This window comes from Rosenbergiella australiborealis (assembly GCF_018494035.1).
Taxonomy (GTDB): domain Bacteria; phylum Pseudomonadota; class Gammaproteobacteria; order Enterobacterales; family Enterobacteriaceae; genus Rosenbergiella; species Rosenbergiella australiborealis.
The window spans coordinates 95,218-108,643 of the sequence record NZ_JABBFO010000008.1 but is presented as its reverse complement, the minus strand read 5'-3'; the positions used below and the strand labels follow the sequence as shown (position 1 = coordinate 108,643).

General features: G+C 44.6%; 10 protein-coding genes and 4 tRNA genes. 8 read left to right on the top strand and 6 right to left on the bottom strand.

Annotation, left to right across the window (positions count from 1 at the left end; all coding sequences use genetic code 11):
- Window positions 1-52: 52 nt before the first annotated feature.
- On the bottom strand, window positions 53-1,297 hold the full coding sequence (locus HGT73_RS09930) for an Nramp family divalent metal transporter (RefSeq protein WP_214214345.1): 1,245 nt from the start codon (window positions 1,295-1,297) through the stop codon (window positions 53-55).
- A gap of 356 nt (window positions 1,298-1,653) precedes the next feature.
- On the opposite strand from HGT73_RS09930, the gene HGT73_RS09925 reads away from it, so the two are divergent.
- Window positions 1,654-2,838, top strand: coding sequence for a NupC/NupG family nucleoside CNT transporter (locus HGT73_RS09925; protein WP_214214343.1), 1,185 nt, complete (start codon window positions 1,654-1,656; stop codon window positions 2,836-2,838).
- A gap of 170 nt (window positions 2,839-3,008) precedes the next feature.
- Here HGT73_RS09925 and HGT73_RS09920 read toward each other — a convergent pair whose 3' ends face one another.
- The 3 genes from HGT73_RS09920 to HGT73_RS09910 all read right to left on the bottom strand — a co-directional run bounded on the left by HGT73_RS09920 (window position 3,009) and on the right by HGT73_RS09910 (window position 4,496).
- Window positions 3,009-4,151: an AI-2E family transporter gene (locus HGT73_RS09920; RefSeq protein ID WP_214214341.1), complete on the bottom strand. Its 1,143-nt coding sequence runs from the start codon at window positions 4,149-4,151 to the stop codon at window positions 3,009-3,011.
- Between the two features lie 154 nt (window positions 4,152-4,305).
- Window positions 4,306-4,381 (bottom strand) — tRNA-Ala (locus HGT73_RS09915).
- A gap of 39 nt (window positions 4,382-4,420) precedes the next feature.
- Window positions 4,421-4,496 (bottom strand) — tRNA-Ala (locus HGT73_RS09910).
- A 286-nt stretch (window positions 4,497-4,782) separates the two neighbouring features.
- On the opposite strand from HGT73_RS09910, the gene HGT73_RS09905 reads away from it, so the two are divergent.
- Window positions 4,783-5,133 (top strand): YfeC-like transcriptional regulator, encoded by a 351-nt coding sequence (locus tag HGT73_RS09905; protein WP_214214339.1) that lies wholly within the window; start codon window positions 4,783-4,785, stop codon window positions 5,131-5,133.
- Window positions 5,134-5,171: 38 nt separating this feature from the next.
- On the opposite strand, the gene gltX is transcribed toward HGT73_RS09905, so the two are convergent.
- On the bottom strand, window positions 5,172-6,587 hold the full coding sequence (gene gltX, locus HGT73_RS09900) for a glutamate--tRNA ligase (RefSeq protein ID WP_214214337.1): 1,416 nt from the start codon (window positions 6,585-6,587) through the stop codon (window positions 5,172-5,174).
- A gap of 267 nt (window positions 6,588-6,854) precedes the next feature.
- Between gltX and HGT73_RS09895 the strand changes: the two genes are divergently transcribed.
- A tRNA-Val gene (locus HGT73_RS09895) sits at window positions 6,855-6,930 on the top strand.
- 4 nt (window positions 6,931-6,934) lie between these two features.
- Window positions 6,935-7,010 (top strand) — tRNA-Lys (locus HGT73_RS09890).
- A 40-nt stretch (window positions 7,011-7,050) separates the two neighbouring features.
- Here HGT73_RS09890 and HGT73_RS09885 read toward each other — a convergent pair.
- Window positions 7,051-7,968: a LysR family transcriptional regulator gene (locus tag HGT73_RS09885; RefSeq protein WP_214214329.1), complete on the bottom strand. Its 918-nt coding sequence runs from the start codon at window positions 7,966-7,968 to the stop codon at window positions 7,051-7,053.
- Between the two features lie 93 nt (window positions 7,969-8,061).
- Between HGT73_RS09885 and HGT73_RS09880 the strand changes: the two genes are divergently transcribed.
- The 4 genes from HGT73_RS09880 (at window position 8,062) to HGT73_RS09865 (ending at window position 13,421) form a co-directional block, all read left to right on the top strand.
- The gene (locus HGT73_RS09880; protein ID WP_214214327.1) at window positions 8,062-9,039 is read left to right on the top strand and encodes a bile acid:sodium symporter family protein; all 978 of its coding nucleotides are present in this window, start codon (window positions 8,062-8,064) and stop codon (window positions 9,037-9,039) included.
- A 151-nt stretch (window positions 9,040-9,190) separates the two neighbouring features.
- On the top strand, window positions 9,191-10,324 hold the full coding sequence (locus HGT73_RS09875) for an HlyD family secretion protein (RefSeq protein WP_214214325.1): 1,134 nt from the start codon (window positions 9,191-9,193) through the stop codon (window positions 10,322-10,324).
- Window positions 10,317-11,888, top strand: a complete 1,572-nt coding sequence (locus HGT73_RS09870; protein WP_214214322.1) for a DHA2 family efflux MFS transporter permease subunit — start codon at window positions 10,317-10,319, stop codon at window positions 11,886-11,888. Before HGT73_RS09875 ends, HGT73_RS09870 begins: the two co-directional genes overlap by 8 nt.
- Complete coding sequence (locus tag HGT73_RS09865; protein WP_214214320.1) at window positions 11,889-13,421, top strand: efflux transporter outer membrane subunit; 1,533 nt, start codon at window positions 11,889-11,891, stop codon at window positions 13,419-13,421. It abuts the gene before it with no gap.
- The last annotated feature ends 5 nt before the right edge of the window (window positions 13,422-13,426 follow it).

The following is a 13,426-nucleotide window of genomic DNA, read 5'->3' as shown; positions in this document are numbered from 1 at the left end:
AGCAATCGTCGATGACGAGAGTGAACGACTCAAATTCATTACAGGATAACCATTAATCGGTGAGTCCCAAAAAGTCCCCGAATAATAATCCTAGATTTAAGCAAACAACAACCAGAATGATCCCCCATGCTGCGAACTTTATCCAGCGTGTATTGACCAGGTCACCCATAGTTTCAGTTTGATTAGTAAACATCAACAATGGAATCAGAGCAAGTGCAATACCGAAACTTAGAATAACTTGACTCAAAACCAATATCTTTGTCGCATCCATACCAGCCACTATCACAATAAACGAAGGCAACATAGTAATTGAACGACGTAACCATAACGGAATACTGAAATGAACGAAACCCTGCATTACAACTTGGCCCGCTAAAGTTCCCACAATTGTAGAAGAGAGTCCCGCAACGACCAGGCTTATTCCAAAAACTAGCGTAGCAGCGTTCCCTAATAGCGGTTTTAATGTCATATACGCTTGGTCGAGTTCACTAATCCCAGTATGGCCGTTGAAGTGAAAGACTGCAGCAGCCGTTGCCATCATAGCCAAGTTAACGAAGCCGGCGATAGTCATCGCAATTGCCACATCTAATTTCGTTGCAGCGTATCGCTGGGCTTTATTCTTATCATCGCCACGCTGTGTTAATGCTGAATGTAAGTAAATAACATGCGGCATTATCGTGGCCCCTAAAACTCCCGCTGCGAGATAAAGCGCATTAGTATCCGGCAATGTTGGAACAGCCATTCCAATTAATAGTGCATGTGGATTAGGCTGAGAAAAAAATAACTCAGCGATATAAGCACCTGCCACAAATAACAGCATCAATCCAATTAACCATTCTAAGGGTTTTGGACCACGACTTTGCAACAGTAATATCAGAAAACTGACTACTCCAGTAATGCATGCACCTTCAAGCAAAGTTATGCCAAACAATAACTTAAATCCAAGTGCGGCACCAATAAATTCAGCGATATCCGTCGCCATTGCAATAATTTCTGCTTGCACCCAATAAAACCAAACTAATGATTTAGGGAAACGATCGCGAATGTGTTCAGCAAGATTCTTCCCGGTTGCGATACCCAGTTTTGCCGAGAGCAGTTGAATCAACATCGCCATAATGTTGGCCCAAACGACAACCCATAGCAGTTGGTAGCCGTAACTGGCACCCGCTTGAATATTGGTAGCAAAATTACCTGGATCGATGTAGCCGATAGCAGCAATAAATGCGGGTCCCAATAACGACATTTTTATCTTACGCTGAACCACTGCATTCTCTGTCGTTTTGTGCCGAGTAGACATAAATGAATCCTGTTTAACATTGTGTCCAACTTTACGTCATCCTACTCGCGGTGAGAAATAGGTATGAGTAATCACTCTGATAGCGTTAAAGATAAAGTATAGCAAAGGCTATACTTTCTGCTAAGGTACCCGTTCACTCGCTGATCAGCAACAGTTTTATTACTTGAAAACTCACTTACGCGCCCGTCTTTCACTTATGAATGCATTATTGATAACAAATAGTACAAAGTTGTTTTTTCTTTAAAAAAAAACATTGAGATCTATTGCTTATAACGGACAACTACACTCGTTTTTCAATCAACTCTGCCCTAGAATAGCCTCCCACGATCTATCCCTTTAGTTTTAAGGCACTAAGCATGTCACAAGCACTCCATTTTGTACTCGCTCTGATAGTTATAGCCGTTCTAGCGCTGATTGTAAGTAAAGACCGTAAAAGTATACGTTACCGCTATATTGTGCAGCTTCTTGTTTTTGAACTGCTTTTGGCATGGTTTTTCCTGCATTCTAACTCTGGCTTATATGTTGTTGAGCGATTCTCTAACTTTTTCACCGCGTTACTCAAGTTTGCCGCAGAAGGAACAAACTTCGTTTTCGGCGGGATGAGCGATAAGGGAATGGCTTTCTTCTTCCTTAATGTACTCTGCCCTATCGTCTTCATTTCTGCATTAATTGGAGTTTTACAACATTTTAAAATCCTTCCTCTGGTGATTAAAATTATTGGTACCCTACTGTCTAAAATAAACGGTATGGGAAAATTAGAGTCCTTCAATGCCGTAAGTTCACTCATCCTTGGGCAGTCGGAGAACTTTATTGCCTATAAAGATATCTTGGGAAAAATGTCTGAACGCCGCTTATACACGATGGCAGCCACCGCGATGTCAACGGTTTCAATGTCTATTGTTGGCGCCTACATGAAAATGTTAGAACCGAAATATGTGGTGGCTGCATTAGTACTTAACATGTTCAGTACTTTTATCGTTTTATCGATAATCAATCCTTATCAAGAACAACAAGAAGAAGAGCTCTCACTGAAAAATACGCATGAGGGACAAAGCTTCTTTGAGATGTTAGGCGAGTATATTCTTGCTGGCTTTAAAGTTGCGATGATTGTAGCCGCTATGCTGATCGGCTTTATCGCGCTGATTTCTGCTATCAATGCCCTGTTTACCGCTATTTTCGGAATAAGTTTTCAAAATATTTTAGGCTACCTGTTCTATCCACTGGCTTGGATTATTGGTGTTCCTGCCCATGAATCGCTACGCGTTGGTAGCATTATGGCAACTAAGCTAATGTCGAATGAATTCGTTGCTATGTTTGATTTAACAAAAATGGCGGGACAGCTGTCTCCGCGCTCTGCAGGGATCCTCTCTGTTTTCTTAGTTTCCTTCGCCAACTTCTCCTCCATTGGCATTATTAGCGGTGCAATCAAAGGATTAAATGAAAAACAAGGAAATATTGTTTCTCGGTTTGGTCTAAAACTGATTTATGGCTCGACACTGGTCAGTCTATTATCCGCCGCGTTTGCAGGGGCTGTCCTATAGCCTTCCCTATCTCTCACACACATGGCGCTCACCGCCGTGTGTGTGAGATTTCTAGCTTATAGATCCCCCAACAGAACGTAGTTCAGTTGAATAAGCAAATTACACGCAAAAAAAAGAGCCCATAAATAATGGACTCTTAGAGTAAGACTTCAATACAAGTTAACGTTACTTTACTTGGCTTCTTCTTTAGCTGATTTAGCGTTCAACACCTCAGTGTCATCTTTGCCTTCAGCGATGAAATCCGCATCAATTTCTTGAGCATTATCTTTATTTTCTCTTCCAGACAGCAAATTCCAACACGCAATAAATAATGCTGCGATGAGCGGACCAATAACAAAGCCATTAATGCCAAAGAGTTCCATACCGCCTAGCGTAGAAATCAATACTAAATAATCTGGCATTCTCGTCTCTTTACCGACGAGAAGTGGCCTTAAGAAGTTATCAACTAACCCTACTACGACAATAAAGAAAGCAATTAAAAATACGCCTTTCCATACCGGGCCGAGCACTAAAAAATAAATAGCGACAGGGGCCCAGATAATTGCGGAGCCCACAGCAGGAATTAATGAAAGGAACGCCATCAAAGCCCCCCATAACACGCTTCCCTCAACACCTAGGAATGCGAAAGCTATACCACCTAAAGCACCCTGTACGATAGCAACAACCACGGTTCCTTTCACGGTCGCTTTGGATACGGCGGCGAATTTTAGTAACAAGTGATGCTTAGCATGCTGAGTGAGCGGGACCGCATCCAGCAATAAACTAACAAGATAGGAACCGTCCTTCAGGGTGAAGAACAACAAATACAGCATAATGCCAAAACCAACGGTAAAACTGAATGTTCCCTGACCGATCATTAATGCGCTGTTAGCCAGTGTACGGCTCCCTTGCATCGCTAATCCGGAAACTTTCTGTTGCAACGTATTGACGTCCGTCAATCCATAACGTTCAAGAAAGTTTTGTGCAAAACCCGGTAAGTGTTGGATTAACTGAGTAATACTCCCGGCTAAATTGCCCCGATTTTGTGAAACACTTTGATAAAGCTGATTTCCTTCATAAGCCAGAGAGGTAGTCACCAATACTAATGGGATAAATACGATTAAACAGATCAGGCAGAGAGTGATAAAAGAGGCAAGTGTATTCCTATCCCCAAGCCATGTACGTAACCGTGTTTTTAAAGGATAGAATAAGACCGATAAAATAATTGCCCAGAAGATAGACGAATAGTAGGCTTTTAGAACCAAGCAGAATGCAACGCTGGTTAACAGCAGCAATAGTATGAAGAAACCTTCATTAATTCCCTTGAGCTTCATAGGATAATCTCAATTAACAGATAAAAATTAGATATGTGTTGTAAAACCTTCAATGGCTCACCTGTTAATTATTACTGATTAAGTAATAAATGCCACTGAAGTAAACAAATAATTTTTTTTAAGAGATTAAAAATAAAGAGGAAAAATGATGAATTGGTGGAGATAAGCGGGATCGAACCGCTGACCTCTTGCATGCCATGCAAGCGCTCTCCCAGCTGAGCTATACCCCCACATCTGAGATCTTCATTACCCGAACCCATAAAAGAGTTTGGTGGAGCTAAGCGGGATCGAACCGCTGACCTCTTGCATGCCATGCAAGCGCTCTCCCAGCTGAGCTATAGCCCCTTCAACGAAGGTGTCATGTTACCGACGCCGGAATAATAGGTAACTCGTTAATCTCTGTCAACGTCATTTTTATTAGCGCAGTGCAACCGCTTAAAATAACAGCAAAAAATGAGGAAGTTACCCTAAAAACGCTTATTAGCCTTTTTCTCATTTATAGACAGTGTTAATTCAAGAAAATATGAGTAAACGCATAATCTCTATGATTAACCCTTTTATTTTATCCCGCTTCACGCTATTTTTCATAATTACGAGTTAACGTTAAACAATCAACTAGAAGGGACTGATTGTGAATAAGGAATGGATGACACCTGAAGAAATTGCACAGGAAACGGGTTACTCGCGCCAAACGATCAATAAATGGATTAAACGTGAAGGATGGACCACTGTCGCAAAACCGGGTGTACAAGGCGGAAAAGCGCGGCTAGTGCATATCGACTATCAAGTCACCGAGTTTCTAAAATCATTACGTCACGCTGCGGAACCCAGAAATCATTATACGGTTCGCAAAGATCAATTGACTCAAATATTGCTAAGTACGCTTCAGCAAATGAGTGAGGAAGAGAAAGCACAGCTTACTTCACTGTTATTGCGAGAGGGGATTAGCGGTATATTACATCGTCTTGGGATCACTTCTTAATACTTACCGGCAGTAAAAACTGCCGGTAAATCAGAATATTACGCTTGGCTTTCGCGTTCGGTAATATAAGCTAATGCTTGAGCAATTCTCGTGACACTTCGCTGTTGACCAATCGCTTCAACCGTTACATCCAAAGCTGGTGATTGACCAGCCCCTGTCACGGCAACGCGTAATGGCATACCGACTTTACCCATTCCAACGTCAAGCTCTGCTGCGGTTTGTTCAATTGCTTGATGTACGGCTTCTGTATTCCATTCAGTAATTGCTGCCAATTTCTGCGAAACCAATTCAAGCGGCTGACGAGCAACCGGGCGAAGATGCTTTTTCGCTGCATCACTATCAAACGCCGTAAAGTCTTCATAGAAGTAACGACAAGTTTCTGCCATTTCTTTCAATGTTTTACAGCGATCGCCTAATAGCGTGACTAACTTCGCGAGCTCTGGTCCCGTCCGAGTATCAATCTGTTGTTGATCGATATGCCACTGTAGCTGCGTCGCGACATATTCTGGAGCCAGCGTCGTAATATAGTGATGGTTCAACCACAACAGTTTTTCGGTGTTAAAGGCACTGGCCGATTTACTCACGGCTTCAAGTTGGAACAAATTAACCATCTCTTCGACAGAGAAGATTTCCTGATCGCCATGCGCCCAGCCCATTCTTACCAGATAATTCAGCAGCGCTTCAGGTAAAAAGCCATCATCACGATATTGCATGACACCAACCGCACCATGACGTTTCGACAGTTTTTTACCATCATCACCTAAAATCATTGAGACGTGTGCATAAACCGGGACTTCTGCACCAATCGCTTTAAGGATGTTAATTTGACGTGGCGTGTTATTGATGTGATCTTCGCCACGAATAACATGCGTGATCCCCATATCCCAATCGTCTACAACGACACAGAAATTATAGGTCGGTGATCCATCTGTACGACGGATGATCAAATCGTCAAGCTCTTGGTTACTAAATTCAATTGGCCCACGGATCTGGTCATCAAAAATTACCGATCCCTCCTGGGGATTACGAAAACGTACCACATGAGGTTCATCTGCCGTATGCCCATGGTCGGTATCGCGACAACATCCGTCATAACGCGGTTTCTCACCGGCTTCCATCTGTTGTTCACGCAGCGCGTCCAAACGCTCACGCGAGCAGTAACAACGGTAAGCAGTATCTGCTTCAAGCATTTGGTCAATAACTTGATTATAACGATCAAAGCGTTTGGTCTGATAATAAGGGCCTTCATCCCAATTCAGACTCAACCAATTCATCCCGTCCATAATGGCTTCAATCGCTTCGGGGGTCGAACGCTCAAGGTCGGTATCTTCGATACGCAGTACAAATTCACCTTGGTTATGACGTGCGTAGAGCCACGAATAGAGTGCGGTGCGCGCGCCACCGACATGAAGGTAGCCTGTAGGGCTAGGTGCAAAACGTGTTTTGATTTTCATTTGAGATTTGCCTTTACGTACATAGGGTTGAAGACCCGATAAAACCGTGTGGAAGAGAATTACGCTTTGCACAGTGTAACAGTTAGCGCTTATTCCTCAATGACAAGAGATGACTAATCTCAGTCCGGGATGAAATTGTTGGGTCAATTTCCATCAAATAGGTTAATTGGGAGACAGAATGGTGAAATTTAAACCGAACAGAAAATTAACTGATAAAAAGCGTTGACTCAACATCAACTATCCCTATAATGCGACTCCACACAGCGGGGGTGATTAGCTCAGTTGGTAGAGCATCTCCCTTACAAGGAGGGGGTCGGCGGTTCGAATCCGTCATCACCCACCACTTCGGGTCGTTAGCTCAGTTGGTAGAGCAGTTGACTTTTAATCAATTGGTCGCAGGTTCGAATCCTGCACGACCCACCAAATTCAGTAAAAAAGCACCCTCTGGGTGCTTTTTTCGTTTCTACCTTACCGAAATCTTCCGCCTTTTCGCCAATTGCTGTGCTTGCTCTACCACTAATTGCCAAATGACTTCTGCCGAGGGAGTTAAAGAGCGGTTTCTACGCCGAATAAGGGTTAATAATCGCCCTCTTTCCGGTTCAATATGTCTGACCACTAGCTCACTTTCGCGTGGTAAGGGAAGCGCTAGAGCAGGTAAGATACTTATTCCTATTCCCGCATCGACCATTGTAAACAATGTGCTCGGATGTCCGACTTGTTGAACAACATCAGGATAAGCGCCTTGTTGTTGGAAAATCGCATCGATTAACACGCGGCTTCCTGACGCATAATCTTGTAATACGCATTGCCGCTGTGCAATATCACGCCACGTCACTAATGATTGTTTCGCCAAAGGGTCATCTTCACGGCAAAGCAATAAGAAGGAATCTTGCAAAATAGGCTGCGTTTCAAAATCACCGGTATTTTGTAGTTCGATCACAATCCCGAAATCGACTTCTTCTTGTCGCACAGCTTGCACAACGGATTGCTGAACGCTGTCTTGTAGCAGTAACCGTATATCAGGATAACGTTGTTGACAGGCAGCGAGGCAATGCGGCATTAACTGGGCCGAGATAGTTTGGCTCGCGGCAACTCTTACCGTTCCAGTTCGCTGTTCACCATAGCTATGCAGACCTTTAATCAAGCTATCCATATCATCAATTAATAGCGCCATACGTGATGCCAACTGTTTACCCGCAAGGGTCAATACGACCTCTCGCGTCGTTCTATCAATCAGACGCAGTGATAATGTTTGTTCGAGTTCTTTAACCGCATGACTCACCGCCGATTGACTTAACCCAATCAACTCACCCGCGCGACTGAAACTTTGCTGTTCGGCAACGGCTACAAAAATCCGTAGTTGTCGTAAACTATAATTCATCTATTTTCTTCATATATTCATATAATAAATCAATTATATTTCTAACTTAATTTGACGCACAATCCAATTATTATCTACTGCATGGAAACACTTATGGGCTTTCTTCGTCTCGACCCAATGATGGTCAAATTAATTATTACCGTATTACTCGCCACTTTTTTCCCCGCTCGAGGGGGGTTTGTACCGATTGTCGAGTTACTCACGACAGCGGCTATCGCCCTACTATTCTTTATGCATGGCGCTAAACTCTCGCGAGAGAAAATCATTGCAGGAAGCAGCCATTGGCGACTGCATTTATGGATCATGTGCAGTACCTTTGTGGTATTCCCTATCCTTGGCTGTCTACTCACTTGGTGGCACCCCGTCAATGTCAGCAATGATATTTATACGGGATTTATTTATCTGTGTATTTTACCGGCTACCGTCCAATCCGCGATCGCCTTCACTTCATTAGCCGGTGGAAACGTTGCCGCAGCGATTTGTAGTGCTTCAGCATCCAGCCTGCTTGGCGTGTTTATCTCACCACTATTGGTCAATTTAGTGATGAACGTACACAGTGGTATGCCAGGTAATGGGCTTGAACAGATAGGCAAAATTTTACTTCAGTTATTCTTACCTTTCGTTCTGGGCCATATTGCACGCCGTTGGATTGGCGGATGGGTAGAACGCCATCGTAGTTTAATCGGTAAAACCGACCAAACCTCAATTCTACTGGTTGTTTACACCGCCTTTAGTGAGGCCGTCGTCAACGGTATTTGGCATAAAGTGGATGCCACGACACTCGGATGGATTTTTGTGGGCTGCATCTTGTTATTAGCCATCGCCCTACTTATCAACCTGCTGGTCGCACGTCTTTTTGGCTTCAGCCGTCCCGATGAAATTACCATTCTTTTCTGCGGCTCGAAAAAGAGTTTGGCTAACGGTGTACCGATGGCAAACATTCTTTTCCCTGCGAGTAGTGTTGGGATTATTGTTTTGCCATTAATGATTTTTCACCAAATTCAGCTAATGACTTGTTCATGGATTGCCCAGCGCTATAAGAAAGCCGCTGAACAGGCTCAGAACGACTGATCCCTCGAGGGATTGTTTCACTCAGTGACCGATTCACTGGGTGAAAACTTTCTCTCCATTCTTAACGCTAAAAGGTTATATTCTATCTACACTCTTTCAAAGAAGACGTGGACAACGTCACTTTCTGGTTATTTTTAGGATGGAATAAGCCATGACAGACACTACGCGAGACGCAAGCGCACAGAATAATGCTGAGCAAGATCAGCCGTCCACGTCGGCAGATAATACTGAAACACCCCCGCGGCAACGTCCGGGTAAAAAGCCACTTGTTATTTTAGCGGTGATTACATTAATTGTTCTCATCGTAGCGCTTATTTTTTGGTTGATGAACCGGGGGATTGAAACAACCGATGATGCCTTTACCGATGGCAATGCGGCGACAATTTCCCCACAAACTAGCGGCTATGTGGTAAAGCTCGCGGTTAATGATAACCAATTTGTGCATCAGGGTGACCTGTTAATCCTTATTGATCCCCGTAATGCCACCGCTCAGCGTGACCAAGCACAAGCACAACTAGGTAGTGCACAAGCACAACTCCAACAAGCACAAGCGCAGTATGCGTTAGCTAAAGTCCAATATCCGGCTCAATTACATCAAGCCTTAGCCGATCAAGCAAAAGCGAAAGCAAACTTAGCCAATGCGGAATCCGTCTATCGTCGCCAACATGGCGTCGATCCACGAGCAACCACGCAGAGTAATATCGACAGCGCAACATCGCAATGGCGAGCTGCACAAGCAGACCTCCAACAAGCTCAAGCGCAGGTTGAAATTGCCTCCCAAGTTCCTCTACAACTCCACCAGCAAGAAACGAATATTGCCACCCGGCGCCAACAAGTCGCGCAAGCAGAAGCACAATTAGCGACCGCAAACTTGAATCTCTCTTATACCGAAGTTCGCGCCCCTTACGACGGATACGTGACTAAGCGCAATGTCCAAGTAGGAAGTCTTGTTCAAGCAGGATCGGCGCTCTTCTCCTTGGTCTCACCGCAAATTTGGATTACCGCGAACTTCAAAGAGTCACAACTTGAATATATGCATCCAGGTAACAAGGTCAGTATCACCGTCGATGCGTGGCCGGATCTTAAGCTAGAAGGACATGTAGACAGCATTCAAATGGGTTCTGGATCGCATTTCTCCACCTTCCCTGCGGAAAATGCCACAGGAAACTTCGTAAAAATCGTGCAACGTGTTCCGGTAAAAATCATTATTGATAAGGGCCTTGATCCTCAACACCCTCTCCCTTTAGGCTTATCGGTAGAGCCTAAGGTTCGCGTTGATGAGTGATTCTCAACGCTGGCAACCACGCTATAACCCTTGGCTGGTTGCCCTCACCGTCACCTTAGCCGTATTTATGGAGGTATTGGACTCAACTATTGTTAACGTTGCCCTCCCCCATGTCGCCGGCTCGCTTTCCTCCAGTTATGATGAGGCGACTTGGGTATTGACCTCTTACCTAGTCGCTAACGGTATTGTTCTGCCTATTTCTGCCTTTCTTAGCCGACTGTTTGGCCGGAAAAACTATTTTCTTATTTGTGTTGTGATGTTCACTATCTGCTCTTTTCTATGTGGCATTGCCACTGAATTATGGCAACTGATCTTATTTAGAATTTTACAGGGCTTTTTTGGCGGGGGACTGCAACCTGTACAACAATCCGTATTATTAGATTATTTTAGTAAGCAAGATCGCGGTAAGGCTTTCGGCCTCTCATCGATCGCCATCATTGTCGCCCCGGTTATTGGTCCTACGCTTGGTGGCTGGATCACTGATAATTATAGTTGGCGCTGGATTTTTTTTATTAATATCCCCGTAGGTGTTCTCACTACACTAGCCATTTATCAACTCCTCGAAGATCCGCCTTGGGAACGCAAGGCGAAAAAAGGGGAATTGCGGATTGACTATATAGGCATCAGTTTAATTACTCTCGGCTTAGGGTGCTTGCAGGTCTTTTTAGACCGTGGGGAAGACGCCGATTGGTTTAACTCTTCTTTTATTATCACTTTTGCGATACTCGCCGCGGTAGGATTAGTCGGTGCCGTTTACTGGTTGATGTATGCACGTCGTCCAGTGGTCGATATTCTCGTGATGCGCGATCGTAATTTTTGGGTTGCTGGATTATTAATGGCGGCAATGGCTTTTATTTTATATGGGAGTTCAGTCGTCATCCCACAACTCGCCCAACAAGATTTAGGCTATACCGCGACCCTTGCGGGTCTTGTATTAACTCCCGGTGCTATATTTATTATTCTCACCATCCCTTTAGTACTGAAGTTAATGCCGATTGTGCAAACTCGCTTAATCATTATGTTTGGTTTCTTATGTCTTATGGGTTCTTTTTTGTATTCAGGTTTACAGATGACCCCAACGTTAGATTTTACCTCACTGGTCATTATGCGAAGTCTCCAGTCGATCGGGTTAGGCTTTTTGTTCGTGCCTTTAACTACGATTGCCTTTATCACTATTCCACAGCGATTAAATGCCGATGCTTCGGCACTGTTTACCTTATTTCGTAACGTGGCAGGTTCGATCGGTATTTCACTTTCGACCGCGGCAATTACCGAACGTCAACAAACACGTTCCGCTTATCTGGCCGACCATACCGGGCAACTAAATGAACCCTTCAACCTCACTCTTCAAAAAATCGGTGCGGCTATCCATAATTTTACCTCTTTGGTAGGAGACAGCTCCCAACTCGCTGCCGCACAGTTGTATAAACAGATGATTGGCCAAGCGCGCTTTCTAGCATATATCGATGTATTCAATGGCCTTTGTCTGATCGCGCTTATAATGATCCCCTTCTGTTTTTTACTCGCTCCCGTGAAGAGTGAAGGCAGCGCAGGAGGCCACTAAATGGAAGCAAAAAACATGAAGACTCAGCGACTATTATTGTCTTTACTCGTGCTTGCACTTTCGGGTTGTGCAGTAGGACCTGATTACCGAGCACCCGACAATCATTTATCGGCAACCTGGCATAATGCAAAGGGTTCACAAGCCTCGCAACTACAGATGACCGATCCCCAAGTAAGTTGGTGGCATAATTTCAATGACCCAGAGCTCAATAGCCTGATCCAACGTGCAACACAAGGGAATCTGAGCTTACAGCAAAGCGTGTTACGCATCGCCGGCGCACGCGAGCAAGTTTCGAGTGCACAAGGGGGGTTATTCCCGATCCTCAATGGCCAAGCCACTTACTCGAAACAACAATTAGGGCTTAAAGGCGAACTCCAATCTCAAGGTTTCTACGACACGTTACCTAGCGATATTGCCCATCAAGCGACGGGGAGCATCAATTTCTATCAAGGTGGTTTTGACGCAAGTTGGGAACTGGATTTGTGGGGGAAAACACGCCGAACAATCGAGATGGCACAAGCTAGCGCACAACAACAGATAGAACAACACAATGATGCACTCGTCTCTCTTGAAGCGGAAGTGACCCGCACCTATCTACAGTTGAGAGCGGCTCAAGCTCTGCAAGCATCGGTTAGTCAACAAATCCTTATCGCGCAACAAACTCTCGAACTCACGCAGAGTCAGAGCCAAAACGGCCTAGCGCCAAGCAGTGATGTAGAAAGTGCCACGGCTCAGCTCACGGCGTTACAAGCTCAACGCCCACAATATGAATCACAAATTGCCCAGACCAAAAATGGCCTGGCGGTATTACTCGGTCTAACACCGGGAGCTTTAGATAACGAACTTACCGCCTCACAACCGCTTCCCGCTTTACCCAAATGGGTATCGGTGGGAATTCCAGCACAACTCACTCGACGCCGACCTGATATTCGTGCGGCAGAAGCGAACTTACACGCCCAAACCGCTAATATTGGCGTATCGGTTGCACAGTTATTTCCTAGCGTTTCGTTAACGGGTCAATTAGGCGTTAGAAATAGTGATATCAGCTATATGGACAATTGGAGTAGTCATTTCTACAGCATCGGCCCGGGGATCAATTTACCGATCTTTGAAGGGGGACGATTAGTCTCCAATGTTAAATTAGCACGAACCGAGCAGGCTGCAGCAGTGCTTAACTATCGGCAAACCGTACTTAATGCCTTACAAGAAGTGGAAAATGCATTGGTCAGTTATCAAACAGATCAACAACAAGTAACGGCGCTAACCCTCTCAAGTGATGCTCTAAATCGTGCCTATCAACTTGCTAGCGAGAACTATAAGAATGGGTTTGTTACCTATATCACAGTACTCGATGCCGAACGGCAATTAGCCAACACCCGGCAACAGGCCATTAAGGCTCAGGCACAAACTGTCATCGATTTAGTTGCGCTATACAAAGCACTTGGTGGCGGTTGGGAACAACAGTCCTCCGTTTCACTACCACACTATTCGGTGTTTGGGGAAGCAGAGCAAGCTAGCGTGACGAGTCATTAATGATG

Coding starts and splice junctions, on each gene's coding strand:
- HGT73_RS09930 (WP_214214345.1), bottom strand. CDS start 1,297: ATGTCTACTCGGCACAAAACGACAGAGAATGCAGTGGTTCAGCGTAAG.
- HGT73_RS09925 (WP_214214343.1), top strand. CDS start 1,654: ATGTCACAAGCACTCCATTTTGTACTCGCTCTGATAGTTATAGCCGTT.
- HGT73_RS09920 (WP_214214341.1), bottom strand. CDS start 4,151: ATGAAGCTCAAGGGAATTAATGAAGGTTTCTTCATACTATTGCTGCTG.
- gltX (WP_214214337.1), bottom strand. CDS start 6,587: ATGAAAATCAAAACACGTTTTGCACCTAGCCCTACAGGCTACCTTCAT.
- HGT73_RS09885 (WP_214214329.1), bottom strand. CDS start 7,968: ATGAATTATAGTTTACGACAACTACGGATTTTTGTAGCCGTTGCCGAA.
- HGT73_RS09880 (WP_214214327.1), top strand. CDS start 8,062: ATGGGCTTTCTTCGTCTCGACCCAATGATGGTCAAATTAATTATTACC.
- HGT73_RS09875 (WP_214214325.1), top strand. CDS start 9,191: ATGACAGACACTACGCGAGACGCAAGCGCACAGAATAATGCTGAGCAA.
- HGT73_RS09870 (WP_214214322.1), top strand. CDS start 10,317: ATGAGTGATTCTCAACGCTGGCAACCACGCTATAACCCTTGGCTGGTT.
- HGT73_RS09865 (WP_214214320.1), top strand. CDS start 11,889: ATGGAAGCAAAAAACATGAAGACTCAGCGACTATTATTGTCTTTACTC.